Raw genomic sequence first — 24,056 nt, forward strand, 5'->3', positions numbered from 1 at the left:
TTTAAAATGTTGTAACCTAAATAAACAAACTGTCGTCCTATATAATATGAGCACACTAAATGATCAACATTATATCGATAAAATTTTGCATGGCGAGACAAATGCTTTTGCCATACTTGTTGATCGTTATAAAGATATGATCTTTACATTGGCGCTCAAAATGGTAAAAAATCGAGAAGAAGCAGAAGAAGTTGCACAAGACACCTTTATTAAAGTTTTTAGTTCGCTGAATAAATTCAAAGGTGATTCTAAATTTTCGACCTGGATTTACAAGATTGCTTATAATACTTGTTTAGACAGATTGAAGAAAAACAAAAAAGAAGATCTAAACATTTCGATTGATGATTTTTCTTCTCATTTAATCAAAACCATGGATAATGCATTAAGTGTTTTAGAAGAAAAAGAACGAAAGCATACGATTCAGAAATGTTTAAACTTATTACCCAATGACGAAAATTTCCTTTTGACTTTATTTTATTTTGACGATCAAAATTTAGAAGAAATTGGAAAAATCATGAATATATCAGCAAATAATGCGAAAGTAAAATTATTTAGAAGCAGACAAAAATTAGCCGTAATTTTGAGAAAGCAGCTAGAACCAGAAATAATAGAATGTTATGAAAGAGAGCGATAAAAATATAGAACAACTTATTGATAAAATGATGGCTGAAGAAAAACTGCAGTCACCATCATTCGATTTTACTTCTAAAATAATGGCTGAAGTTCATTTATTAGAAGAAAAAAAAATCAAAACATACCAACCATTGATTTCTAAACCTGTTTGGTTTTTCATAGGAACTGCAATAGTTGCTTTGATTATTTACATATCTCTTTTTTCAGTTTCAGAAAATAATCTGGAAATTGGAAAATTATATACGGACAAAATTGGAAATGCATTCTCAGGAATTCATCTTTCTAAAACCACACTGTATGCTGTTTTAATTGTTCCTTTTATGGTTTTAGTTCAGGTTGGGATTTTAAAAAATTATTTTGATAAAAAATATCAACTATAAATTTAAAGATGAAAAATAAAAAATCATTTTTTAAACCCGTTCTAAGAGCAACAAACACACACTCCCATTCTATCTTACTATTGTTGTTAGTATTTGTTACTAATTACACATCAGCAGTTCCACCAAACTTTACTACTAAGGAAATAAAATTTGTTAGCGAAGGAATCTCACTCGCGGGAACTGTTTTTACACCTAACAATATACAGGCTGCCGTTGTGATTGTTCACGGATCAGGGCAAGAAAAAAGAATGATAGACTTTGCAGCAAATCTAGCCAACAATGGAATTGCAGTTTTAACATATGATAAACGCGGCGTCGGAGAATCAGCTGGCGTATATGCCGGACCTGAAGTTGGGACTAACAATGTTGATTTCTATAATCTAAATCTTTTGTCTTTAGATGCAAGTGCCGCTGTAAATACTTTGTCCAAGGATTTACAAAATGATCAAATAGCAATAGGTTTAATAGGAGGCAGTCAAGCTGGATGGATAATTCCAATGGCCGCAGAGAAAAACAAGAAAGTCAAATTTATGACCATATTTAGCGGAGCGCTTATAACCGTTAAAGAACAATTGAGATTCCAATTTTACACAAATGGAGACAACAAATTTTGGGATACACACTCCGAAGAAGAGGCAAGAAAACACATATTCAATGACCCAGACAAATATCAGTTTGTTGACACAAATCCCAATGATGTTCTTTCTAAATTATCAATTCCAGGAATCTGGATTTTTGGAGGCAAAGACATTCAAGTTCCTGTAAAGCTATCTATCGAATATCTTGATAAATTAAAATCCACGGGAAAACCTTATGAATATAAATTATTTCCAGAATTAGGACACAACACAGCATTTTCAGACAATCAAGAACCTATGAAAGATGCAATCAATTGGATTAAAAATTTAGATAAATTAAAGAATCATAAATAAAGACAATCTTAAGCCAATGCAATATATCTTGAGCTTTCTAAAAAAATCTTTTGAGAAGAAGCATCATCTGTAGTTTTTATTTAAAAGAATCTTCTCTTTTTCGAATATAATCAACTCCTAGATAACAGTCAGAACTTACATCGTATTTGTTTATATATAGCAGATATTTAACTGTAAAATATTCATTCGTTTTTAGATTAGATGTATTAAGTTCAAGCTCATCTTTTCTAAGTGATTGTTTTGAGTATTTTCTAAAAAAATTATCAAATTCTAAAGTAGAATACTCTTTTTCGATTTTTGGACTTAATTTATAATAAGGAGAAAGTGTTATTATTTGATTTGATTTATCAAATACATAATCTTTATCTAAGATTACTTCCAAGAAAATTTTAAAAGTTTTATACTTTTTTGAATAATGACGTTTATAACATTCAAACAAATAATTTGCATTAGTTGTAAAAACCTCATTCTCATTTGTTTTGATATATAAATCCAAAAGAGAATATAATTTAATTACAATGATTTTATCATCTTTATCATATTCTCTAGCAATTTTATCAATCATTTCATCAGAAAAATTAGGTTCTTTTCTTTCGCAGGAAATCAAAAAACAGATCAACATTAATAAGGTTATAATTTTCTTCATAAATGAGATTTGAGGTTTAAACAAATCTAATAAAAATATACAGCGTTTTTTCCAAAATATATATTGCAATTTAATTCTGAAAATGATATTTTGAGCACTCAAAAGAACCTTAGATAATTTACTCATTCCCAATAGTTTTAAGCTCGAAATCGTCCTCAATTTTTTATGAAAATTTTGAGAACTTAAACCATTGCAATATTGCAACTTATGAAGTATCTTTGCACCCTAATTCGAAATTCATAAAATGAATAAATTATTGATTGTTGGAACAGTTGCTTTCGACGCGATTGAAACTCCTTTCGGAAAAACAGATAAAATATTAGGTGGTGCTGCAACGTACATTGGTTTATCAGCATCCTTTTTTAACTTGCAATCGGCCATAGTTTCTGTAGTTGGTGACGATTTTCCTCAAGAACATTTAGATCTTTTAACTTCAAAAAATATTGATATCTCTGGTATCGAAATTGTAAAAGGCGGAAAAACCTTTTTCTGGAGCGGATTGTATCACAACGATTTAAATTCTAGAGATACATTAGTAACTGAGTTGAACGTTTTAGCTGATTTTCAGCCAAAAGTTCCTCAAAACTACAAAGATGCTGATGTTGTGATGTTAGGAAACTTACATCCGTTAGTACAAAGCAGTGTTTTAGACCAAATGGAGAAAAAACCAAAATTAGTAGTTTTAGACACTATGAACTTTTGGATGGACTGCGCTCTTCCAGAATTATTAGACGTTATTAAACGTGTAGATGTTATTACAATCAATGACGAAGAAGCAAGACAACTTTCTGGTGAATATTCATTAGTAAAAGCAGCGGCTAAAATCCAAGATATGGGACCAAAATATGTGGTGATCAAAAAAGGAGAACACGGCGCACTTTTATTCCACAACAGAGAAGTATTTTTTGCACCAGCTTTACCTTTAGAAGATGTTTTTGACCCAACTGGAGCTGGAGACACTTTTGCAGGTGGATTTTCAGGATTCATTGCACAAAGCGAAAATATTTCGTTTAACAACTTGAAAAATGCAATTATTTACGGTTCGAATTTAGCTTCATTTTGTGTAGAGAAATTTGGAACTGAAAGGATGGAAACATTAAGCAAAGCCGAAGTAGCGATTCGATTACAACAATTTAAGTCGTTAACTCAGTTTGACATAGAAATATAATGCCTAAGAGCCTCGATAAAACGGGGCTTTTTTTATTACGTTAATACACACAACTTACAACAACACAAAATACAAAAACAATGAGCGACGCTTTAAAACACGAATGTGGTATAGCCTTAGTTAGACTTCTTAAACCGCTTGAATATTATAAAGAAAAATACGGAACTGCATTTTACGGAATTCAGAAAATGTATTTAATGATGGAAAAACAGCACAACCGTGGTCAAGACGGAGCTGGTTTTGCAAGCATTAAACTTGATGTTGAGCCAGGACAACGCTACATAAGCAGAGTTCGTTCAAATCATTCGCAGCCAATACAAGATGTTTTTAAACAAATCAATGAGAGAATCAGCGAAGAATTAAAAGCGAATCCTGAAATTGGTGACGATGTTGATAAAATAAAATCACAAATCCCATATGTTGGCGAATTGTTCTTAGGACACGTTCGTTACGGAACTTTTGGAAAAAACAGCATCGAAAGTGTTCATCCATTTTTACGTCAAAGTAACTGGATGCACCGTAATTTGATTTTAGCAGGAAACTTTAACATGACAAATGTTAAAGAACTTTTCGAAAATCTAGTTGAGCTTGGACAACATCCAAAAGAAATGGCGGATACTGTTACTGTAATGGAAAAAATTGGTCACTTTTTAGATAAAGAGGTAATGCAATTATACCAAGACTGCAAAACCGAAGGTTATTCAAAAAGAGAAGCTTCGCCAGTAATTGCTGAAAGATTAGATATTGCAAAAATCTTAACTCGCTCTGCTAAAAACTTAGATGGCGGTTATGCAATGGCAGGTTTGTTAGGACATGGTGACGCATTTGTTTTTAGAGATCCAGCTGGAATTCGTCCGGCATACTTCTATCAAGATGATGAAGTTGTTGTTGTAGCTTCGGAGCGACCAGTTATTCAAACTGTGTTTAATGTTCCTTTTGAGAGCGTTCAGGAAATCGATCCAGGAAATGCTTTGATTATCAAGAAAAACGGAACAGTTTCTATGAACCAAATCTTAGAACCAACCGTTAAAAAAGCGTGTTCTTTTGAAAGAATTTATTTCTCAAGAGGAAGTGATGCTGAAATTTACCAAGAACGTAAAAACTTAGGAAAACTAATTTTACCAGCTGTTCTTAAAGCTATTGACAGCGATACAGATAACACTGTTTTCTCGTATATTCCAAATACAGCCGAAACATCATTTTATGGTTTAGTCGAAGCTGCTCAGGATTTCTTAAATCAGAGAAAAAACAATTATATTTTAGCAAACAGAAACACACTTACTGCTGAAACATTGCAAGAACTATTAGCAGTAAAAATCCGTACGGAAAAAGTTGCTATTAAAGATGCTAAACTTAGAACCTTTATTACCGAAGACAGCAGTCGTGATGACTTAGTAGCTCACGTTTATGATGTTACTTACGGCGTAATTAAACCAGAAGACAATTTAGTTATTATTGATGACAGTATTGTTCGTGGTACAACTTTAAAAATGAGCATCATAAAAATGATGGATCGTTTAAATCCAAAACGAATCGTTATTGTTTCATCAGCTCCGCAAATTCGTTATCCTGATTGTTACGGAATTGATATGGCGAAACTAGAAGGTCTTGTTGCTTTTAGAGCAGCATTAACTTTACTAAAAGAAAGAAACTTATATCATATCGTTGATGAAGTTTATGCTAAATGCAAAGCGCAGGAAAATTTTGAAGATAAAGATGTTGTTAATTATGTAACTGCAATTTACGATCAATTTACTCCTGAAGAAGTTTCAGATAAAATTGCTGAAATGTTAAGCTCACCAGAGATTAACGCCGAAGTTAAAATTATTTTCCAAAAAGTAGAAGATTTACACATTGCATGTCCTAAAAACCTGGGTGACTGGTACTTTACAGGAGATTACCCAACTCCTGGAGGAAATCGAGTTGTAAACAGAGCTTTCATGAATTTCTATGAAGGAAAAGATGCAAGAGCTTATTAATAAAATACTAACAAAAAGTTAATTCGTGCATTTCATCGGTTTTTTTTGCCGTTTATCCTGTTTGTTTGGTAAAAATGAAAAGCTATAATACTTTTGAACTACCATAACATTAGTAGGTTAAGTTTATGGTAGATTTGGGGCAAAAAGGGTGGAAGCAATTCCACCTTTTTTATTGGAGTAAACTCAAATATCTCTACTTGCACCTTTTATTCCATTTTGTCGAATATATTTGCCATTCAACTAAAAAGTTTTTTTCACAATAATAACTGCCATACATTTACTGAACCATAACATTAGTAGGTTAAGTTTATGGTAGATTTGGGGCAAAAAAGGCGGAAGAGATTCCGCCTTTTTTATTAAAATAAATTTAAACATCTAAAAAACAGACATTTACAGCTTTTTGTCGGATATATTTACCATTCAACTAGAAAGTTTTTTTCACAAGAATAACTGCCATACATTTACTGAACCATAACATTAGTAGGTTAAGTTTATGGTAGATTTGGGGCAAAAAAGGTGGAAGAGATTCCGCCTTTTTTATTTTACTTTTTTTTTAGAAGAAAGAATATAGAACAAAGGGAATAGATGATACTAAATAAAAAAAAAGACGGACACTTGCGCATCCGTCTTTTTTCTATATTCTTTACTCTAACCTCTTATTTGTCTAAAGCAAATCTTCTAGCAACTTCTGTCCAGTTGATTACGCTGAAAAAAGCCTCAATATAATCTGGTCTTCTGTTTTGGTAGTTTAAGTAGTAAGCGTGCTCCCAAACGTCCATTCCTAAAATTGGAGTTCCACCGCAGCCAACTTCTGGCATTAATGGATTGTCCTGGTTTGGAGTTCCGCAAACGTCTAATTTACCTCCTTTGTGTACACATAACCAAGCCCATCCTGAACCAAATTGTGTTGCACCAGCTTTAGCAAACTTTGCTTTAAACTCTTCAAAAGTTCCAAAAGAAGCTTCGATAGCAGCTAATAAATCACCAGTTGGCAATCCGCCTCCATTTGGAGCCATTACTGTCCAAAATAAATTGTGGTTGTAAAAACCTCCACCATTGTTACGAACAGCTGCATTAGTTTTATCTAGGTTAATTAAGATATTTTCGATTGTTTTTCCTTCTAAATCTGTACCTGCAATAGCAGCATTAAGATTTGTAGTGTATGCATTATGATGTTTTGAATGGTGAATTTCCATTGTACGTGCATCAATATGTGGTTCTAATGCATCATATGCATAAGGTAATTGTGGTAATTCAAAAGCCATGGTATTATGATTTTTATGGTTTATAAATAATTTATTCCAAATTTAGACATTTAACTTTGGAATTGAAAATAGTATTTCGTTATAATTCAATTTAATTAATTGATAAATTGATTTTCATTCAAGTCAAATACCTGATACTCTTTATTTTCCATTAAAGGTTGTCATGGTGTTTTCAAGACCGGCTGTACCAAAAGATTTTATAATTTCCGATGCAACCTCTAAACGTTCTGTCAATTTTGCTTTTTCTTCTTCATCCCATTCTCCCAAAACATAATCAACCTGCTGCCCTTTTTTAAACTGATCGCTGATTCCAAATCTAAAGCGGGTATATTGCTGCGTATTCAAAACAAGATTGATATTTTTTAGTCCGTTATGACCTCCATCACTTCCTTTTGGCTTAATTCGGATCGTTCCAAATGACAGGTTTAAGTCGTCAGTAATTACCAAAATATTTTCTAACGGAATATTTTCTTTATCCATCCAATATTTTACTGCTTTTCCGCTCAAATTCATGTAGGTATTTGGCTTAAGAAGCAAAAATGTCCTTCCTTTAAATTTATATTCTGCTAACGCTCCTAATTTTACAGTTTCAAATGAAAGACCTTCTTTTTTAGCTAAAAAGTCTAATACTTTAAATCCGATATTATGTCTTGTGTTTACGTATTCGGCTCCGATATTTCCTAAACCTACTATTAAATATTTTTTACTCACGCTTTTTATACTATTTTTTGGGTGTTCGTGAACCTCCAGTTCCATATTGCCTTCTGTGTTCTCTTCTTTTGGTGTTGATGAAAACAGTTTTGTTATCCATTTTATCATGTTCACAAAAGTAAGATTAATTAGAGAATGTGGCAATTGGTTAATTAGATAATTTGTGAATGTGACAATTAGATAATTGCCTGTTGGTGATGATTTAACCGTAAAGATCGCTAAGAATGGTGCGTATGACGCAGATTAAACAGGCTTACACTGATTTTATTTTATGCTACTCTTATGTCATCCTAAGCGAAGTCGAAGCCCTCTCATATTAAAAAACTTAGAACCTAGTACCTCAGAACCTTTCAAAAAAAAGCCCCAATCGCATGATTGAGGCTTTTTGTATTGATTTGAAAAAAAATTATTTTTTCTTTCCTTTTGCAGGAGCTTTTGCAGCTTTTGCAGCTTCTTGAGCAGCTTTCATAGCAGCACGAGAAATTCTTACTTGAGCAACAACTGTGTTGTCTGGGTGCATAATTTTGTATTCTGGAGCACCAACTTTAGTAACATATAATTTGTTACCCATTTCAAGTGGAGTGATGTCAGCTTCAACAAAATCAGGAAGATTTGCTGGTAAAGCTTTAACTTTTAATTTACGTTGGTTTAAACGTAAAACACCACCTGCAAGAACACCTTTAGATGTACCAACAATTTTTACTGGAACTTCCATAGTGATTTCTTTCTCATCAAATAATTGAAAGAAGTCAATGTGTAAAATTTTGTCAGATACAGGGTGAACCTGAATGTCTTGTAAAATTGCATTGAATGATTTTCCTTTTCCAAGTTCGATCACAACTGTGTGAGCGTTTGGAGTGTAAACCAAGTTTTTGAATGCTGTAACGTCTGCTGAGAAGTGTACTGCCTGATTTCCTCCGTATAAAACGCAAGGAACCTGTCCAGCATTACGTAAGGCTTTAGTTGACACTTTGCCCACGCTTTCTCTTTCTGATCCTTTAATTGTAATCGATTTCATTGTAAAAAAATATAGTTATTAATAAAATATTCTATTTTGCTGTAAGCTTTAAGCAATACGCTTTAAGCTTTTTTTAAAATGAGTAACATTGCTTACGGTTTATAGCCTAAAGCCTACTGCTTCCTACATTATAAATTTTCCACTAATGGAATTGTTGTGGTGCACCATGTGCATAACTTCTGCAAAAAGCGGTGCACAACTCACTACTTTTATTTTCTTTGATTCTTTCTTTAACGGAATTGAATCTGTAACGATTAATTCTGTCAATTTTGAATTTTCAATTTTCTCATACGCACTGCCAGATAATATAGCATGTGTACAAATTGCTCTAACACTTAGCGCTCCTTTTTCGATCATTAGGTCTGCAGCTTTTGCTAAAGTTCCTCCTGTATCGATCATGTCGTCTACTAATATTACGTTACGACCTTTTACCTCACCAATCAATTCCATAGTGTCGATAACGTTGGCTGCTTTTCTTTGTTTGTAACAGATTACTACATCTGATTCTAAAAACTTAGAGTAAGCATATGCTCTTTTTGAACCTCCCATATCTGGAGATGCAATTGTTAGGTTTTCTAATTTTAAACTTTCTACGTATGGTAAAAAGATAGTAGATGCGAATAAATGATCTACTGGTTTTTCAAAAAATCCTTGGATCTGATCTGCATGCAAATCCATTGTCATTACTCTTGTCGCTCCTGCAGCATCTAATAAATTAGCTACTAACTTAGCTCCAATCGGAACTCTTGGTTTATCTTTTCTATCTTGTCTTGCCCAACCAAAATAAGGCATAACAGCTGTAATGTGTCTTGCTGATGCACGTTTTGCAGCATCAATCATTAATAACAATTCCATCAAATTATCAGCAGTTGGAAATGTTGAGCACACGATAAAAACGCGTAATCCTCTAATTGACTCTTCGTAAGACGGTTGAAATTCACCATCACTGTACGTTGACATCGTTACTTTTCCTAACGGAATTCCGTATTGTTCTGCAATTTTTTCTGCAAGATAAACACTTTGTGAACAAGCAAAAATTTTAGCTTCTGGTTCTAGGTGCGACATTATAATTTGTTGTTTTTGCTCCGCTGCACTCTGCACAATTCAGCTTTATCATTTTAGGTAAAGCAAAACCTGCATAAATGCCTCGGGTGTAGTTAGTTGTGTGTGCGTCGTTTTAACGAGGTGCAAATTTATAAAATTTATTGGACACTGAAAGGAAAAATTTAAGTATTTTTAGTAGTTGGTTTAAATTTATTTTTTACATTTGCACCGTGTTAAAGGAATGACGCCATTTATGACTTCATTCTATTGCGTTAAAACAATTGATTTATTAGTTGTTTTTTCGTCTGCTAAGCCCGGATGGCGGAATTGGTAGACGCGCTGGTCTCAAACACCTGTGGGAAACCGTGCCGGTTCGACTCCGGCTCCGGGTACTTAAAGCCTCTGAAATCTATTGATTTTCAGAGGCTTTTTCTTTTTAGGGTGGTCAAAAAGGTGGCTGATTTTTTTATTATATATTTGGATTATGAAAATTAAAGACTCCTTATTGTTGGTTCCGTTCAGATTACTGTTTATAATATTACATGAGATGCTGAAAAAAATGTCACGATTTATTTTAAAAAACGAGATAAAACAAAAACAAGATTCCTTATCCGTATTAAATAAAAAATTTGATCTGTTAAAAAAGGAAAAAGAAAATATCTTTACTGAAAACAATGCTTTAATAACAAGATTCAATAGATTCAGAGAAATTATAAAAAACGATAGAAATAAAACCTATGAGCTTGCAATAACTAAAAAAAACGAGTTAGTTGTTATTTCATATTCAAAAAAGGAAATATTTGACACTATAGAATTATTTGGTGAAAGTGGAAATAATAAAGATTGTGATTCTGAAATAGAGTTCACAAAGCGTGGAAAAGAAATTCATATAACAGGCTTTATGTCAAAAATAAAAGGAAAAGGATATGGTAGAGTGCTTATGGATTTTGTAATAAAAAACGGATTGGAGCAAAAATATACAAGTATCACAGGCGAACTTTCAAGTTCATATTCTAATAATTTTAATTTGCTTATTCCTTTTTATCAATCATTTGGATTTAATTGCATTCTATACAAGGATGTTGAAAAAACGAGCATTGGCGAAATTGTTGGCAAAATAGAGTTAAACCTAAAAAAAGACAGCATAAATTTATCTTTTTAGACTCTTGTAAATCATAAGTAATTGGCAGACGCAATGTTAATTTCCACAGTTTGTGAGACACTACCCTTTAGATTTAATGATCTTTTAATTATTTTCTTTCCAGTACGCACTATAAAAATTATACGTTTGCATTAATTCCTCATGATTGCCAAACTGTGTTATAGTTTGATTTTCTAAAATATAAATAGTATCAGCAATAGTTTTTAATTTATTTAAGCGATGCGAAATGAATAGTACAGCACAATCTAGTTTTATTTTTTGCAGTAATTGCAGTGTAAATTTTTCGGTGTTTCTGTCCATGGCTGATGTTGCTTCATCCAAAATTAAAAACTGTGGTTTTTTATATAAGGCTCGTGCCAGCGCGATAATCTGCTTTTGACCTCCGCTTAAATTTATCCCCTGTTCACCAAGAATAGTTTCTAATCCTTGTGGCAATTGATTGAAGAAATGTCCAAATTCATATTCTTTAATAAACTGCATTACATTTTCTGGTGTGTCTATCGTTCCAAGCAGGATGTTATCAATAACATTTCCGTTGAAAATGGTAATCTCTTGAGGAATGACTCCCAACAAATCTCTATAACTTTTAAGTTCAATCTCTTGAAGTTGATGATTATTATTTAAAATAATACTCCCCTTTTCGAATGGATAGAAACGCTGTAAAATTTGTCCCAAAGTGCTTTTTCCAGATCCGCTTTCACCTACTATTGCAATGAATTTACCTTTTTCGATTTCGATATTTACGTTATGGAAAAGTTTGCTTCGACCTGCAAACCGAAATAACAGATTTTGAATACAAATTTTATTAATTTCAAGGATTTTAAGTCCTTCTTCATTTTCTTTTTTAATAGATGCAAATTCATACATTCTGTTAAAAGCTATTTTTGCTTCATTTATTGGAATCGAAATTAAAGCCAAACTTGCAATTGAAGGCAATAATGAGCCGACAATTCCTAAAATAGCCATTAATTCTCCAATTTTAATTTCTTTATTAAATACCTGAATAGAAGTATAGATTAAGATTCCAATAACAAATATTACGCTTGCCAAGCCAGATTGCCAAGATAAGCTAATGTTAATTTTTCCGAGGTTAACTATTTTTTCTTGATAGTTAGCGAAAATAAATTGATTTAATTGATTGAATACAGCTTGTTTATTGTCATTTTTAATAGTAGATATACCTTGAATTGTATTAATGAAATTACTTTCATTAACAGCTGAACTTTCCATTACTTCTTTTTGAGAAAGCATGATTTTTTTATTGTGACGGTAGATTATAAAGAAGTATACAGGCAGGCTGAGAATACAAATTATTCCCAACTTCAATGAATAAGTTAGCAAGAAAACAGATGAGATTATAACTGCAAGAATGTCTATAATTAATGTGTTAGCTAATATTTTGATGACATTTTGCACTCGTTGTGTATCGTTTAGTCTTGAGACAAGTTCTCCTGTTTTTCTAGTGTCAAAAAAGAATTTAGGAAGTTGAAGCAAGGACGAGAAAAATGTATTATTAATACGGTTATTAAAATCTTTAGATTGTCGAATTGTAAAATGCTGTCTTAAAACAGATATTCCAACACGAGCAGAAAGTAAAATAGTCAACAGGATAATTCCAGAAATTAATTTATTGATGTTGTTTGATGGAAGTATATCATCAATAAGTTTTTGAGAAAAAAGAGCCATTGCCAACCCTAAACCAGCAACAAAAACACCGAGCAGTATAGAAATCCAAATAAGTTTATAATCTTCTTTTAGTATATCTAAAAACCATTTTAATTTAATGTTTTTTTCTGCTTCTTCTGTAACGAAATTTTTATTTGGCTCTAAAGTCAGGCAAGATTTTGAAATCCAAACTTTGTCTAGTTCTTGGATTGATAAAAAAGCAATTCCTTTCGCAGGATCTCCAATCAGAAATCCATCTTTTTCACTGTAGCCATAGCAAATGATATAGTGGTTTAATCGATTATCAATTAAAGCATGTAAAATAAGGGGTTGTTTATGATCAATCAATGCATGCATATCAGCTTCGCAGCCATCAGCATTAAAGTCTAATTGATTAGCTGCCTGATACAATCCTAACATTGTTGTCCCTTGTTTGGTTGTGCCGCTTAATTCTCTTATTTTTTCTAAAGAAGTATTACCATAGTAAAACTTTATAATCGATAGCAAACATGCTGCGCCACAATCTGATTGATCTAATTGTAAAGAATGGGTTTTACGGATATGTTTTAAATTCATTGCGATTAGTCGATATTTAATTTTCTAATCAAAATGGCAGGGTTTATTTGACCTTTTATTTTCTCGATTAAATTTTGATTTTTATCATATAATACTATACTAGGCAATGAATTAACATCAAAAGTAGCAGCGAATGAGACTTTGTTGTCATGTAAAAAACGAACATTATCATAAGCTGTTAATTGATGTTTTTTAGCAAATTTCTTAATTTGTAAGGGTTCTTCAAAGGATATAAAAATGAGCTGAACGTCCTTAAATTTTTCCATGTTTTTTTTTATCATTTGTGTTTCTGCATCACAGTAGTCACATTCAGTATTGAAATAGATAAAAATTGTTGCAATATCCTTTTTAAGATTTTCATTTGTAAAAGTTTCTCCATTTATTGTTTGATAAGAAAAATTGGGAATAGTTTTGATGTTTTGAAGAATTTCTTTTTTATGGTTTATTTTAGATGTTATTTGATAACCAAGAAAGAATAGAGCACCAATAAATAGTGATACAATAATTGTTTTTAATGATTTTTTCATTGTTTTTGTTTTCTGTTTAAAAGTAAGGACATGATTAAGCAAACCATCGATATTGATCCTAGTCCAGCTTGAATGTAATCTTCTTTGTAGAAAAAATAGATGACTGCGTGAATAATGATTATACTGCAGCAGCAGATGATGAGAAAAGTTTTTGAATTTTAGACATTCTAAGAATAATTAAGTGTAAAAAACATAACTGTTGCAACCCATAATAATAGTGCCGGTATATAACTTAAGCCTACAATTTTTAACCCATAATCTGTATTGGTTTTGGTTAGTTTGCCAATTTCAAAACCTAAATAAATTATGTAGAATAGTTCAAATAAGTTAAGTACCTGAAACGGATAAATAAACCAAACTTCTAGCTCTTTGTAACCTGTAATGTTTAATGCTGATAAAGGATAAAAATTTTGAACATCATTTAAATCATATTTTACTTGAAAAAAAACAAACCAAATAACTTTAAAAAGGGGAACTAACAAAAAGATAAATTCTGCTTTTAGAGCTACATTCCATGTTGAATTATATTTTATTTCTCTACCAGATAAGAATAATCCAATGTATAAAATAGTAGCCATTAGTGAAGTTTTAACTAAAATTATTAAAGGAATATATAAGTACGATAACCAATGCCACTCATCTTGAAATTCTAAGTAACTATTTACTTGATTTATACTTAGAAAGTCAACTAGAAAATGACGAACAAGATCTGTTAAATTGATTATCTTATTTGTTATTTCTGTAATAAAAACATAGAAAAAAGAAAGTAAGATATACCTAAGAAAAGTGTTTTTCACTGCTATACTTTTTTTTGTAAAAAAAGCACTATTCATAGATGAATAATGCTTTTCTAAATTCAGAATAATTTATTAGAAATATTGTTATTGACTTTTACTTTTCAAAGTATAATTCTTTAAAATATTTTATATTCCATAAAGGAAATATAAAAAGTAAATAATCATTTTTCTTAAGGACATCTTTTTTGGATAATCTATAATAATCGGTAAAAATTCGGTAGATATAATAGAAAACCATTAGTGTGCAGAACAAAATGTAATCTTTTTCTTTTGCACTAAAATATAATAATGGAATTGGTATTAAAATTTGAAAATAATAGATGGCTAAATTTTTCATTTTAGAATATTTAAAATATTAGTATATAGTATAAGGATTTAACATCCATTTTTTGCCGCGCAAGCTAGTGCAAATGCTACTGCGGTTTGTGGGATAAATGCACTTGTTATACCTGCAGCAAGTGACGCCCAGCCATGATTTGAGTATACATCTGAGAAACAACCTACTACATTTGCGCCAGTACAACCACCTCCGCGCTCGTCTTGATCTGGCGCTTCTTGATCAAGAGTATTAGTGTATGCACCTCCAATTAAATTTTCCATTTTTTGCAATTCTAGTTTTTTCATAATTATGTAAGATTTATGTGTTAATGTTTTCCAAATATAAGATTTATCCTTTAAATTTAAATTAAAAAAAGAGGAAATTTAATTAAAAATTAAATGTTTAATTTATTTTTTTATTTGCAAAGCAATAAATGGTAATTTCTAGGCGATAATCGGTATTTTAAAAGCAATAAGGATACTTTTCTAAAAGAGGCTTAATTTAATTCGTTGTGTTATCGTTTAAGAATCAAATATAGAATTTTAATTCATTCATTGCTCGAAGTAAATTCGCCATATCGGTATTTGTAGATAAGTAAACACTTCCTCGTACTAAAAAAATCATACTTCCTTAATGCTTTACCTATTTCAAAATAAACATTATTATAAGAGTTTCTGTATTTTTTTTAATGTCAACAATAACCATATCAAAACTTATTGCAAACATAATTAGGCTAATTTAAAATATTTCTCTTCTCCAAAAAAAATACGACCTAATTTGTCCTTAATAGCGATAACAATTCCTTTGAAAGGGTTATTTTCAACGTCAATTACCTCTCCTTCAATCCATACATCCAACCCTGTTAATTTTGGATCTACAATGGCTTTATCTCCTATTTTCATAATTAAATATTACTTAAAACAATGTAATTATATCATATATACTAATTATTTATATATAATATTCATTCGTTATCATCTTCTCTAATTCTACAAGTGCAAATGTGCAAGTTTTAATTTTCACGTTATTTTGGGTTTCTGCAGCTCGTTCCTGGTTCTTGTTTTCACGTCATTTTGCCTTCCTGAAGAAAAGATCCGGAATAGCTTTTCACGTTATTTAGTTATCCAGCTTAACATTTTTTTCCATAATACTCTAGAAAAGAAGCCACATCGTACTTAAACTCAAAAGTAGCTTCGATAAATTCCTTTCCCTTTTCACTGTAAAATTCTTTCATTTCCTTATATGAATTAAAGAAATCTTCTAGAGCTTCTTTTACTGTTTTACCATTTCCATGAATTCCATAATTTAATGTGCTATTTTCAATATACACGCTATAAGTTCCATCATTACCTATTTCAATAAATGCAATGTTTGGTTTGCTTTTATTATACATTGTTTGAGGTGTACCAATAATAAAATGTACGTCTTCGTAACTCTTAACTATACTAGAAACCGTATCCAATTCTAAATCTTCATTAGGGGTTAAAAAAGCAAAACCACCTTTTTGAGTAGCTATGTTTAATATCTCATTCATTCTTTTTTCAGCTACTTCAAATTCTTTATTTAACATCTTTTTCAGTTTTAAGGATTGCCCAGTTTCATAACTCATTCAAAAAATCTTTAGCAGGAGTAGTTTTCAAATTACCTTTTTTAGATTGTTTCATTTCCTCCAATCCATTTTTAATATTTTCTAGAACATCTAATTCAAGTATTAGATAATGTCTGTCTTCATAATCTTTAATTAATAAGCATAAAATTCCTAGTTCATCATCTTCAGGTCTATTTGGTTCAGCGTGAAAAATCTCAATAGCTCGTATTACAGCTTTATTGTAATTTTCTTTGGTTTCTATTGTTTCCCATTTCATAAATTATTTTTTTTTAATTACTTTAAAAATTAGTAGTTCAAGCAAAAAAATCCTACCGAAGCAGGACTTTAAATTTTATTTTAATAAAATGGCAATAAATAAACCAAATATCATTAATGAAAGGATAATAAATATGCCTAGCATCCATCTTGATCGTTTTTCTAAATCTTTCTTAGCTATTAAGTCGCTCCTATTTTGCTCTGCTTCTTTGTCTATTTTTCGTTCAATGTAAGAAGTCAAACTTAAAGCTGTTTCTTTTCCTACCTTTTCAGTTAATAAATCGTAAAGCTTTGTTAATGTGATACTACTCATAGTTCCTTTTTTTACAGAATTAATTATTTTTTTTAATGTGTAAAGTGTCAAAAAAATTAGATTTAGGATTCTCTAAATATTGCAATATTCAGAGAATCCCTTTCCTTACAGCCGTTTAAACTCTACGCCTAGTTTTTTTAAAAAAGCTTGTACAATATGCCGTTTATCTTCAAACTCCCAAGTAATAAAAGTCTTTCCGTTAAAGAAGTCAACAAAATTGTCATATAAATATACTGTTTCTCCTTTTTTTATCATTTCTAGTTCCTCTTTTGATAAATTAATAATATCGCCTTTTATTACCAATATTCCTTTGTCAGATTGTTGTTTTTGTATAGTTTTTTCAATTTTCTGACTTTCTTTATCTAAATTAAAATCTATTGAATTGAGGAACTTTTTTGGCAGAGTGCGAATCATATTCAAATCTATTTTATTTTCAAACTGAATTTTTTTATGAAAAAATTCTACAAGCCCTTTGTATTCAAACCACTCTCCTTTGATTTGATAGTCCTTGAACAACACTTTTAAAGTGCTTTCAAATTGACCAGAATCATGAAAAATATTTGAATAAATCTGATTATCAAGATAGCCTCCAGCATTTTGAATAGTCACTATTCTTTTTTTTGCATTCTCTGAAATACCAACTTTTATTTTTTGTTGGTCTAATATTTTTACAAAGTATAAATCCATGTTTTTAATTGTTTATGTACGTTTATTTATTCAGATACAAGATAGTACGTTACTATTCTGTTAGTATAGCGTTCGTCGTAGAAACTAAATTTAAGTGTTTGTTTTCCGTCCATGTAGCTGATAAAAACATCTGTAAGTTCTAAACGCTCAGGTTCTTTTTGTCCTTTATCGGGAAAAATTTCCATAGAAATAGTTTTCTTTATCTTGTCAAAAATGTAATTAAAATAATCGTCGGAAGGCTCTAAGGCATTACTACAAATATCAGAACCATCAGCCCAAATTCCTTTGTTACCATTGTTAAATGAAAAAGTATCATCAAAACGACAATAGCCACGGTCTTTTTCTTTACTCATATCTGTATTAGCAACTCCATCGTTGTCTAAATCAACAGGTAAATCTGTTATAATTGATTTAATTTTGTAAGAGCCTGCTAGTTTTGGCTCTAAAACATCTACTTCTTTGGTGCAAGCCATTAAAGAAAATATTATCATTAACATTCCGATTTTTCTAATATTTTTTTTCATCTTTATTATATATAATTATATTGTTTATTTAATCTATTTAATTGGTATAATATCTTAATCCAATTCCTGCAAACGGAACAAATTTTCCTAAATCTGAATTAGCATGATAATACTCGTTTACTTTTATGAAAAGCGTTGTTCTATCATTAATAAGGTAGTCAAAGTCTAATCCCGCATAAGCCCCGTAAATGAATTTTGATTCGTCCAAAATCAAACTGCCATTGCTTAAATTCATCTCTTTATTATCGTTGACTATTTCGTAGCCAAGTACTACACCGCTACCGAAGACAATCCCAAATTTTCTGTTTTGAGTAAGATATATGGGCATAGAATAGCCCAACAAAAGTGTTATGTCGTTGTAACCTATTTTATCTTCTCCGACTTTGTATTTAGCATCGGTTGCAAGAATAGAAGCCGAAATTGAATTTCTGTCGTTGATGAAATAATTATGACTAAGCATAACACCATAACCGTCCTGTGTTGCTCCAATGCTAACACCAAAAGCATTTTTGTAGTTTTGAGAATAGCCTTTCGAAAAAGCTGATAGTAATAATACCCCAAGAAATAATTTAGTTTTTTTCATTTGTAATTGATTTTAATTTATAAAAATTGATTTGAATACTTATTTTTAGCTTGATATAATTTCTTTGCATTCTGCAATGATTTTAAAGTAATTCTCTTGCATCATACTTTCGCTTATTGGGATTTTCTGATTGATATATTTTCCTTTTATCTCGTCCTTTAAGAACTTCGTTTTTAAAAATTCTCTTGGATTTCCTTCCGCTATGATGCCATAGAATTCTCCTTGCGCTAAATTGACTATGTCGCTAATTTTTACACGATTTCGTTCCTGTATATTTTCGCTAGTTCCTGAACTGGTATTACTTCCTAAATGCACAAACTTTCCACTTGTACCATCACCTGTACTCTTAGATGTAAATACTTCATCTTTTTTACTGAATAGATTTTGAACCATTTCAGCAGTTTTGTAATTCGTAGTTCTTCCGAAGAATTGATTCCCTAAGTTTGAAATTATTACCTGCGATATATCTTCCCCATACTTTTGAACTAATTGTGCGTAATCCTGTACTCCAAATATTGTAGCGATTTTACTACTTCTTGCAGTGGCAGGGAGTTGCTCAATATTGGGCAAAAAGACCGTGGGCGCCTCATCCAACAATACAACTGATTTTTGCTGATTAGGTTGATTCATTTGCCTAAGTGCTACCGAAATAATAAGCGATATTGCAGGAGTGTAGACGGTAGGCAATGTACTGTCGTTAATAATGCATAAAAAAGAAGGGTTTTTCTTGTTGTTTAAATGTAAGTCAACATCATTACTTGAGAGAATCCAATAGATATCGGGGGTATTAAGGGTAGATAATGCATTTTGCAAGGTCGATAAAACTCCGGCCACTTGACGCTCGGCTCCTCTAGTAATACTTTCTCTCAAAGAGGCAACCATTCCGCCTGCTTCATAATCTTGACTCACTTTTTGAATTAAATCATCAGCTGAATTATGTAAAATCAATGAAATTGTATGTGCTAAAGTGCAGCATTTTGGGTGCTCATTTCGAAGATACCATATTACACCTGCAAGAATCATTTTTGAATTATTGCTCCAAAAATCTTGCTTTTTGATGCTATCAGGCAATAGGTTTGAAATGATTACATGCGCATATTCTATTGCAATAGCTGATTTAGTTAAATATTGGGGGTGTATAGCATTTACCCTGTCTGAGAGTAAAGGATTTTTAAAATCAATGGTTTTGACTTTTATGCTAGAATTTTCATAGCTCAAGTAAACTTTTTCTGTCAAGTCCCCTTTAAAATCGTAGCATATTCCCGTAAATAGTTTTTCCGATAATTGCAATATAATTCTTTCAAATATTGAAGCACTTTTTCCAGAGCCAGCCCCTCCCTGCACATAAATTCCTCTATAGGCATTATCTAAGCTTATTAAGCCCTTATTTGTTTTAAAAGTGAAACCGTCATCTTCTTTTTCAGACTTTTCTTTAACTTTAGTGAATTTCTCGGTTTGGGATGGTTTCTTTCTGTTCTTAAACTTTAATAGATAAACTGCATAAAGAATAGGAGTTATACAGATTATTACCCCAAAATCTCCAATAAGAGCGCTTAATAATTTTCCTAACAAGGCAATTAATAAAACTATAAGAATATTGTTAATTATTATACTGATAATTACTCTAGGGAATCGTTTTTGTTTAGCATGATAAAATGAAACATAAACTACCGAAATAATAAGGGAAATTGCTCCAAAGTTTGCCCAATATGGCATCTTACTAGCTATGAATTTTGAAAATAGATACAAAAAGTTGTTATACCCATTTTGAATATAGTGCCCCTTCAATTCTTTTAACTGAAAATCATAAGAATCAACAAACAAATTAGTTACGGAAAACACAAGCAGATGAGTTTCTAAAAGTATTACTGTTGATATTATAGTAAAAAGTAAGATGAATTTTAAAATACGGAGAAGAATACCAATTTCAGTATTCATTTCTCCAACGGTTGGTCCATGACTCATAATTATATTCTTTTAAATATTAATATTAGCAGTACTGAAAGCATTAAGATTACTGCCAAAATCAATAAAAGGTATGTTCCTAATCTTTGCTTTTTACTTTCGTTATTTTGATTATTTTGCAACTCTTGAATTTGATTTTTTTGAGCTGTAAAAAGATTATTCCAGTGCAATATTATTTCCTCAAGGCGCTCAGTTCTTGGTTGTATTTCAATTTTTTCAAGTTTTTCTATTTGCAGAGAAAGCTCTTTAGTCAAACTGGATTGTTCAATAATCATTTTTTGTAATTTCTCTGTATTGTCTGACATGATTTCAATCATGATTTCTGTGTTTTTACTCATATCCCGAAGTCTTGTTCTAGTTTTAAATTATTGTTTGGTTTTTCAATTAAAGAATCTTCAAGTTTTTGAAGGTTTTTTGCGTATTCAATGTCTTTTGAAACTGAGTCTAAACGTTCTTTTTCAGTATTTTTCATCTCGACTTTTATCAGTGGATTCTGTACAGCTTTTATATATTTGAATTCCTCTTTAGTGATTTTTTGCTTTCCTAACACTTGAGCAACTGATTTAGTTCCGTTCCTGCTTAATTGATTTACTTGGTTTTTAATTTCTTTTGGAATTATATTACTTAAGTTTTTATTGGAATGATTTTTTGATATCTGCTTACCCTGTGCGCGTTTAAGAGTAGTATCGACATTATAGCCAAGGTCATTATTTATCCCTATTTTTAATAAATTACTGGCGCTCATCGACCTGTGACACTCACTGGCTTTAAAGTCTTTGTTAGTATTTAAATCTCTCACGCGAAATCCTTGAATCTGCCCTTGTCTATTTATGGTTGGTTTTACTTCTAATCCTTTCAAATCCATTTGTTTGATATAATCTTGAAAACTTTGAGGTTGCTGTTTTAAAACTTCCAGATGTTTTTCAAAAATTTTGGACTTTAATAAATCATTTGAAGCCATAACTTCTTTCGCAGATACCAAACCTCTTTCTTTAGCTATTTCATGAGTCTTTTGCTGAGTTCTTTTTGAGATAAATGAATCGTTATAAGCTACTCCTTTTGAATTTATTCTATTGACATACAAATGAATGTGAGTGTGGTCTGTGTCTCGATGAACGTAAGCAACATGTTGATGATCTTGTAAATTCATTTTTTTTAAATAATCATCAGAAATAGCTTTAAATTCTTCTCTTGAGAGTTTTCGTCCGTCTTCAGGAGATGGACTTAATACAATAGAAATAGTATTCATTTTGGTATTTAAATTTAGATTTTGATAGACTTTAAATTCATTTTCAATTTCTAATCCAGTACTACCAATTACATTATGCCTTGAAATTTCTTCTGCATTCAGTTTGTCTTTTCCATAATTAACAGCATTAGATGTATGAGCTATACTTTTAGCTTTTCCTACCATCACTAAAAATTTTTAAAACTGAGTCGGTTTCTTTAACCGTTTTCATTACTTCAGATGCAAACAAAGAAGATTTATCTTTTAGAAGATTATTGATTTTGATAAAAGCATTTCGTATGTAATGCAGATTCTCAAAAGCTTTTAATTCATCTTCTGTAAAAACAGATTTGTTTTTACGTTCTAAGGCTACCATTCTACAGAAACTAGCGGTATTCATTTTTCTGTTTTTCGCTTTTTTTTCTATGATTTTTTTCTCAATAATTGTAGTTCTGAACATTATAATTTTTGTTCTTGCTTGACTCATAATTATAATTTTTAATTGTTGTGTTTTTCATTTGAGACCATCGGGATAAAATGCGAGAAATGTTTGTAGCGATAGCGGAAAACACCTCTCGAAATTCTAAACTTTGCGTATATCACTATGTGCATATAAATTCGGTCAAATCTTGAAATTCTAAACTTTGCGTATATCACTATGTGCATATAAATTCGGTCAAATCTTGGAATTAGATTATTTTCCTTTTGGAAAACCTCTTCGGTTTAGTTCATTTTTTATAGCTCCAATGAAATATCCAGCGGGGTTTTCAATTGCTTTTTCATCGACAGTACATTGCACATCAATAATAAATTTTAAAAAGTCATCCCTCATTACATCATTAGCAAATCGAATCAATTTCTCATTGTTTTTGAGCCCCTCATTCGTGAAGTTTAGATTCTCAATCAATAAAGTTTGGATGTAAATATTTATGTTCGCTAGTTCCATTTTTTCTAATATTTGATTTCTAATTCACATATTGAAAACCACTCATTCAGGTCTTTGTATCCTTTATATTTTACTCTACAATCAATTGAATTTGGAAAAGCTTCTTTGATAATTTCTGTGTATTTATTTCCTGTTGTGTCATTATCTAAATACAATTCAATTGTTTGGTAGTTTTCTAAAACTGATATATTTTTAGTAATCAATGAGACAGAATTTAAAATGAGATAATCCGATTGGTTCAGCTTTTTATTATCTCTGATTTGAATAAATGAGAGATAATCGAAATAGCCTTCATACACCCTTAATCTTTGAGATTGGTTTGAAATAATAGTGATATCTTTTTTGCCTAAACAGATTTTCGCATACTTAGAGCGAATCTCAAATCCACCACTTCTATTTTCAAATCCTATCGCAAAATATTTTTTATCCTTGATAGTATAATGAACCTCTTTTAAATTGCTCTCTGTTTGAACCTTGGCAATACCTCTACTTTTCAAATATTGGATTAATGCCAAATGTTGAATTGGTATTATTTTTTCGATATGGTTCTCATTATTTTGCTCCTTAACTGGCGTTTCAAAAATTTGCTTTTGAAAAGAAAAAAAAGAATCAAATTTTTCTAGATAACTCAAAGCTTCAGTAACATTAAATCCGAATTTTGCAATGACAAAATCTATAACATTTCCGCCTTTTTGTTCGCCATGATCAAACCATCGGTTGATTTTTCTATTTAGGTGAAAAGAAGCTGTTTTCTCAACCCTAAACGGACTTAGATACCAAGATTCATTTTCGTTTGATTTTAAAGGCTTACAGCCTAAATTTTGAAGTACTTTTTCTATTGAAATTTCCCTGGCTTGTATTGCATTCATAACTGTATTTTTTATGAGTTAAACTGATTTTAGTTTGTCTTTTTCTTTTCATAAGCAAAAAATCTAAACTGTTTTTTGCGATTTCATCTTACCTACTTACCCAGCCCAGTAATAGCAAGGAGGGTAATGTATTTTTCTATCTATTTTCTTCTTACCTATCTTACCCGTAAAACTTATAAGCTGTTGATTATATTCAATTTATCTTGTTTGGGTAAGATGGGTAACTTTAGGTAAGAACATCTATATTTTAAGTTA

General features: G+C 30.9%; 29 protein-coding genes and 1 tRNA gene. 7 read left to right on the top strand and 23 right to left on the bottom strand.

Annotated features, from left to right (window positions below; genetic code table 11):
• Positions 1 to 46: 46 nt before the first annotated feature.
• The 3 genes from ACHRVL_RS02635 to ACHRVL_RS02645 are packed head-to-tail and all read left to right on the top strand — an operon-like array spanning position 47 to position 1,945.
• Positions 47 to 634 (top strand): RNA polymerase sigma factor, encoded by a 588-nt coding sequence (locus tag ACHRVL_RS02635; RefSeq protein WP_395410127.1) that lies wholly within the window; start codon positions 47 to 49, stop codon positions 632 to 634.
• Positions 618 to 1,013: a hypothetical protein gene (locus tag ACHRVL_RS02640; RefSeq protein ID WP_395410129.1), complete on the top strand. Its 396-nt coding sequence runs from the start codon at positions 618 to 620 to the stop codon at positions 1,011 to 1,013. Before ACHRVL_RS02635 ends, ACHRVL_RS02640 begins: the two co-directional genes overlap by 17 nt.
• Before the next feature lie 8 nt (positions 1,014 to 1,021).
• Positions 1,022 to 1,945, top strand: a complete 924-nt coding sequence (locus ACHRVL_RS02645) for an alpha/beta hydrolase family protein (protein ID WP_395410131.1) — start codon at positions 1,022 to 1,024, stop codon at positions 1,943 to 1,945.
• Between the two features lie 76 nt (positions 1,946 to 2,021).
• On the opposite strand, the gene ACHRVL_RS02650 is transcribed toward ACHRVL_RS02645, so the two are convergent.
• Positions 2,022 to 2,591 (bottom strand): hypothetical protein, encoded by a 570-nt coding sequence (locus ACHRVL_RS02650; RefSeq protein WP_395410133.1) that lies wholly within the window; start codon positions 2,589 to 2,591, stop codon positions 2,022 to 2,024.
• A 244-nt stretch (positions 2,592 to 2,835) separates the two neighbouring features.
• Between ACHRVL_RS02650 and ACHRVL_RS02655 the strand changes: the two genes are divergently transcribed.
• Both ACHRVL_RS02655 and ACHRVL_RS02660 read left to right on the top strand, forming a co-directional pair.
• Positions 2,836 to 3,759 carry a PfkB family carbohydrate kinase gene (locus ACHRVL_RS02655; protein WP_089053615.1) on the top strand — a complete coding sequence of 308 codons (924 nt, stop codon included), beginning with the start codon at positions 2,836 to 2,838 and terminating at the stop codon, positions 3,757 to 3,759.
• Positions 3,760 to 3,839: 80 nt separating this feature from the next.
• On the top strand, positions 3,840 to 5,738 hold the full coding sequence (locus ACHRVL_RS02660) for an amidophosphoribosyltransferase (protein ID WP_395410135.1): 1,899 nt from the start codon (positions 3,840 to 3,842) through the stop codon (positions 5,736 to 5,738).
• Between the two features lie 656 nt (positions 5,739 to 6,394).
• Here ACHRVL_RS02660 and ACHRVL_RS02665 read toward each other — a convergent pair.
• The 4 genes from ACHRVL_RS02665 to ACHRVL_RS02680 all read right to left on the bottom strand — a co-directional run bounded on the left by ACHRVL_RS02665 (position 6,395) and on the right by ACHRVL_RS02680 (position 9,797).
• Entirely contained in the window at positions 6,395 to 7,003 is a 609-nt protein-coding gene (locus ACHRVL_RS02665) for a superoxide dismutase (protein WP_129023512.1), read from the bottom strand.
• A gap of 141 nt (positions 7,004 to 7,144) precedes the next feature.
• Positions 7,145 to 7,822 carry an aminoacyl-tRNA hydrolase gene (gene pth / locus ACHRVL_RS02670; protein ID WP_395410136.1) on the bottom strand — a complete coding sequence of 226 codons (678 nt, stop codon included), beginning with the start codon at positions 7,820 to 7,822 and terminating at the stop codon, positions 7,145 to 7,147.
• 298 nt (positions 7,823 to 8,120) lie between these two features.
• Positions 8,121 to 8,732, bottom strand: coding sequence for a 50S ribosomal protein L25/general stress protein Ctc (locus tag ACHRVL_RS02675; RefSeq protein ID WP_089053611.1), 612 nt, complete (start codon positions 8,730 to 8,732; stop codon positions 8,121 to 8,123).
• 123 nt (positions 8,733 to 8,855) lie between these two features.
• Entirely contained in the window at positions 8,856 to 9,797 is a 942-nt protein-coding gene (locus ACHRVL_RS02680) for a ribose-phosphate pyrophosphokinase (RefSeq protein WP_089053799.1), read from the bottom strand.
• Positions 9,798 to 10,088: 291 nt separating this feature from the next.
• On the opposite strand from ACHRVL_RS02680, the gene ACHRVL_RS02685 reads away from it, so the two are divergent.
• Positions 10,089 to 10,168: transfer RNA gene (locus tag ACHRVL_RS02685), tRNA-Leu, on the top strand.
• Positions 10,169 to 10,260: 92 nt separating this feature from the next.
• Entirely contained in the window at positions 10,261 to 10,938 is a 678-nt protein-coding gene (locus ACHRVL_RS02690; protein WP_257683198.1) for a GNAT family N-acetyltransferase, read from the top strand.
• Between the two features lie 84 nt (positions 10,939 to 11,022).
• Here the strand turns inward: ACHRVL_RS02690 and ACHRVL_RS02695 are convergent, their stop codons facing one another.
• From ACHRVL_RS02695 to ACHRVL_RS02780, 18 genes are all read right to left on the bottom strand, one after another.
• A complete protein-coding gene (locus ACHRVL_RS02695; RefSeq protein WP_395410138.1) occupies positions 11,023 to 13,179 on the bottom strand; it encodes a peptidase domain-containing ABC transporter in 2,157 nt (718 codons plus the stop codon).
• Positions 13,180 to 13,184: 5 nt separating this feature from the next.
• Positions 13,185 to 13,706: a redoxin domain-containing protein gene (locus ACHRVL_RS02700; RefSeq protein ID WP_257683196.1), complete on the bottom strand. Its 522-nt coding sequence runs from the start codon at positions 13,704 to 13,706 to the stop codon at positions 13,185 to 13,187.
• Between the two features lie 167 nt (positions 13,707 to 13,873).
• Positions 13,874 to 14,284 (bottom strand): hypothetical protein, encoded by a 411-nt coding sequence (locus tag ACHRVL_RS02705; protein ID WP_257683195.1) that lies wholly within the window; start codon positions 14,282 to 14,284, stop codon positions 13,874 to 13,876.
• A 313-nt stretch (positions 14,285 to 14,597) separates the two neighbouring features.
• Positions 14,598 to 14,840 (bottom strand): hypothetical protein, encoded by a 243-nt coding sequence (locus ACHRVL_RS02710; protein WP_257683194.1) that lies wholly within the window; start codon positions 14,838 to 14,840, stop codon positions 14,598 to 14,600.
• Between the two features lie 38 nt (positions 14,841 to 14,878).
• A complete protein-coding gene (locus ACHRVL_RS02715) occupies positions 14,879 to 15,112 on the bottom strand; it encodes a hypothetical protein (RefSeq protein ID WP_395381725.1) in 234 nt (77 codons plus the stop codon).
• Between the two features lie 438 nt (positions 15,113 to 15,550).
• Positions 15,551 to 15,724, bottom strand: a complete 174-nt coding sequence (locus tag ACHRVL_RS02720) for a hypothetical protein (RefSeq protein WP_165572138.1) — start codon at positions 15,722 to 15,724, stop codon at positions 15,551 to 15,553.
• 227 nt (positions 15,725 to 15,951) lie between these two features.
• Positions 15,952 to 16,392 (bottom strand): hypothetical protein, encoded by a 441-nt coding sequence (locus ACHRVL_RS02725; protein WP_264522480.1) that lies wholly within the window; start codon positions 16,390 to 16,392, stop codon positions 15,952 to 15,954.
• Positions 16,393 to 16,420: 28 nt separating this feature from the next.
• Positions 16,421 to 16,687 (bottom strand): hypothetical protein, encoded by a 267-nt coding sequence (locus ACHRVL_RS02730; protein WP_257683191.1) that lies wholly within the window; start codon positions 16,685 to 16,687, stop codon positions 16,421 to 16,423.
• 75 nt (positions 16,688 to 16,762) lie between these two features.
• A complete protein-coding gene (locus tag ACHRVL_RS02735; protein ID WP_131474525.1) occupies positions 16,763 to 16,999 on the bottom strand; it encodes a hypothetical protein in 237 nt (78 codons plus the stop codon).
• 105 nt (positions 17,000 to 17,104) lie between these two features.
• Positions 17,105 to 17,686 carry a GIY-YIG nuclease family protein gene (locus ACHRVL_RS02740; protein WP_257683190.1) on the bottom strand — a complete coding sequence of 194 codons (582 nt, stop codon included), beginning with the start codon at positions 17,684 to 17,686 and terminating at the stop codon, positions 17,105 to 17,107.
• A 26-nt stretch (positions 17,687 to 17,712) separates the two neighbouring features.
• Positions 17,713 to 18,210: a hypothetical protein gene (locus ACHRVL_RS02745; RefSeq protein WP_257683189.1), complete on the bottom strand. Its 498-nt coding sequence runs from the start codon at positions 18,208 to 18,210 to the stop codon at positions 17,713 to 17,715.
• A 37-nt stretch (positions 18,211 to 18,247) separates the two neighbouring features.
• On the bottom strand, positions 18,248 to 18,793 hold the full coding sequence (locus ACHRVL_RS02750; RefSeq protein WP_257683188.1) for a conjugal transfer protein TraO: 546 nt from the start codon (positions 18,791 to 18,793) through the stop codon (positions 18,248 to 18,250).
• Positions 18,794 to 18,838: 45 nt separating this feature from the next.
• Entirely contained in the window at positions 18,839 to 20,758 is a 1,920-nt protein-coding gene (locus ACHRVL_RS02755; protein WP_257683187.1) for a type IV secretory system conjugative DNA transfer family protein, read from the bottom strand.
• 2 nt (positions 20,759 to 20,760) lie between these two features.
• Entirely contained in the window at positions 20,761 to 21,096 is a 336-nt protein-coding gene (locus ACHRVL_RS02760; protein ID WP_257683186.1) for a hypothetical protein, read from the bottom strand.
• Positions 21,093 to 22,172, bottom strand: a complete 1,080-nt coding sequence (locus ACHRVL_RS02765; RefSeq protein ID WP_257683185.1) for a relaxase/mobilization nuclease domain-containing protein — start codon at positions 22,170 to 22,172, stop codon at positions 21,093 to 21,095. The genes ACHRVL_RS02760 and ACHRVL_RS02765 overlap by 4 nt, the downstream gene beginning before the upstream one ends.
• Positions 22,156 to 22,473: a plasmid mobilization protein gene (locus ACHRVL_RS02770; RefSeq protein WP_257683184.1), complete on the bottom strand. Its 318-nt coding sequence runs from the start codon at positions 22,471 to 22,473 to the stop codon at positions 22,156 to 22,158. The genes ACHRVL_RS02765 and ACHRVL_RS02770 overlap by 17 nt, the downstream gene beginning before the upstream one ends.
• Before the next feature lie 207 nt (positions 22,474 to 22,680).
• A complete protein-coding gene (locus ACHRVL_RS02775; protein WP_257683183.1) occupies positions 22,681 to 22,932 on the bottom strand; it encodes a hypothetical protein in 252 nt (83 codons plus the stop codon).
• A 5-nt stretch (positions 22,933 to 22,937) separates the two neighbouring features.
• A complete protein-coding gene (locus ACHRVL_RS02780; protein WP_257683182.1) occupies positions 22,938 to 23,801 on the bottom strand; it encodes a toprim domain-containing protein in 864 nt (287 codons plus the stop codon).
• Positions 23,802 to 24,056: the final 255 nt, after the last annotated feature.

The organism is Flavobacterium sp. FlaQc-28 (genome assembly GCF_044007415.1).
In the GTDB taxonomy this organism is placed as follows: Bacteria; Bacteroidota; Bacteroidia; order Flavobacteriales; family Flavobacteriaceae; genus Flavobacterium.

Excerpts from the sequence above, each read along its gene's own strand:
- ACHRVL_RS02765 (WP_257683185.1), bottom strand. The coding sequence starts at position 22,172 with ATGGTAGGAAAAGCTAAAAGTATAGCTCATACATCTAATGCTGTTAAT.
- ACHRVL_RS02775 (WP_257683183.1), bottom strand. The coding sequence starts at position 22,932 with ATGGAACTAGCGAACATAAATATTTACATCCAAACTTTATTGATTGAG.
- ACHRVL_RS02655 (WP_089053615.1), top strand. The coding sequence starts at position 2,836 with ATGAATAAATTATTGATTGTTGGAACAGTTGCTTTCGACGCGATTGAA.
- ACHRVL_RS02740 (WP_257683190.1), bottom strand. The coding sequence starts at position 17,686 with ATGGATTTATACTTTGTAAAAATATTAGACCAACAAAAAATAAAAGTT.
- ACHRVL_RS02635 (WP_395410127.1), top strand. The coding sequence starts at position 47 with ATGAGCACACTAAATGATCAACATTATATCGATAAAATTTTGCATGGC.
- ACHRVL_RS02660 (WP_395410135.1), top strand. The coding sequence starts at position 3,840 with ATGAGCGACGCTTTAAAACACGAATGTGGTATAGCCTTAGTTAGACTT.
- ACHRVL_RS02725 (WP_264522480.1), bottom strand. The coding sequence starts at position 16,392 with ATGTTAAATAAAGAATTTGAAGTAGCTGAAAAAAGAATGAATGAGATA.
- ACHRVL_RS02745 (WP_257683189.1), bottom strand. The coding sequence starts at position 18,210 with ATGAAAAAAAATATTAGAAAAATCGGAATGTTAATGATAATATTTTCT.
- ACHRVL_RS02710 (WP_257683194.1), bottom strand. The coding sequence starts at position 14,840 with ATGAAAAATTTAGCCATCTATTATTTTCAAATTTTAATACCAATTCCA.
- ACHRVL_RS02665 (WP_129023512.1), bottom strand. The coding sequence starts at position 7,003 with ATGGCTTTTGAATTACCACAATTACCTTATGCATATGATGCATTAGAA.
- ACHRVL_RS02650 (WP_395410133.1), bottom strand. The coding sequence starts at position 2,591 with ATGAAGAAAATTATAACCTTATTAATGTTGATCTGTTTTTTGATTTCC.
- ACHRVL_RS02755 (WP_257683187.1), bottom strand. The coding sequence starts at position 20,758 with ATGAGTCATGGACCAACCGTTGGAGAAATGAATACTGAAATTGGTATT.
- pth (WP_395410136.1), bottom strand. The coding sequence starts at position 7,822 with ATGATAAAATGGATAACAAAACTGTTTTCATCAACACCAAAAGAAGAG.
- ACHRVL_RS02695 (WP_395410138.1), bottom strand. The coding sequence starts at position 13,179 with ATGAATTTAAAACATATCCGTAAAACCCATTCTTTACAATTAGATCAA.
- ACHRVL_RS02705 (WP_257683195.1), bottom strand. The coding sequence starts at position 14,284 with ATGGCTACTATTTTATACATTGGATTATTCTTATCTGGTAGAGAAATA.
- ACHRVL_RS02675 (WP_089053611.1), bottom strand. The coding sequence starts at position 8,732 with ATGAAATCGATTACAATTAAAGGATCAGAAAGAGAAAGCGTGGGCAAA.
- ACHRVL_RS02700 (WP_257683196.1), bottom strand. The coding sequence starts at position 13,706 with ATGAAAAAATCATTAAAAACAATTATTGTATCACTATTTATTGGTGCT.
- ACHRVL_RS02720 (WP_165572138.1), bottom strand. The coding sequence starts at position 15,724 with ATGAAAATAGGAGATAAAGCCATTGTAGATCCAAAATTAACAGGGTTG.
- ACHRVL_RS02770 (WP_257683184.1), bottom strand. The coding sequence starts at position 22,473 with ATGAGTCAAGCAAGAACAAAAATTATAATGTTCAGAACTACAATTATT.
- ACHRVL_RS02680 (WP_089053799.1), bottom strand. The coding sequence starts at position 9,797 with ATGTCGCACCTAGAACCAGAAGCTAAAATTTTTGCTTGTTCACAAAGT.
- ACHRVL_RS02750 (WP_257683188.1), bottom strand. The coding sequence starts at position 18,793 with ATGAAAAAAACTAAATTATTTCTTGGGGTATTATTACTATCAGCTTTT.
- ACHRVL_RS02640 (WP_395410129.1), top strand. The coding sequence starts at position 618 with ATGAAAGAGAGCGATAAAAATATAGAACAACTTATTGATAAAATGATG.
- ACHRVL_RS02645 (WP_395410131.1), top strand. The coding sequence starts at position 1,022 with ATGAAAAATAAAAAATCATTTTTTAAACCCGTTCTAAGAGCAACAAAC.
- ACHRVL_RS02735 (WP_131474525.1), bottom strand. The coding sequence starts at position 16,999 with ATGAGTAGTATCACATTAACAAAGCTTTACGATTTATTAACTGAAAAG.
- ACHRVL_RS02760 (WP_257683186.1), bottom strand. The coding sequence starts at position 21,096 with ATGAGTAAAAACACAGAAATCATGATTGAAATCATGTCAGACAATACA.
- ACHRVL_RS02730 (WP_257683191.1), bottom strand. The coding sequence starts at position 16,687 with ATGAAATGGGAAACAATAGAAACCAAAGAAAATTACAATAAAGCTGTA.
- ACHRVL_RS02780 (WP_257683182.1), bottom strand. The coding sequence starts at position 23,801 with ATGAATGCAATACAAGCCAGGGAAATTTCAATAGAAAAAGTACTTCAA.
- ACHRVL_RS02690 (WP_257683198.1), top strand. The coding sequence starts at position 10,261 with ATGAAAATTAAAGACTCCTTATTGTTGGTTCCGTTCAGATTACTGTTT.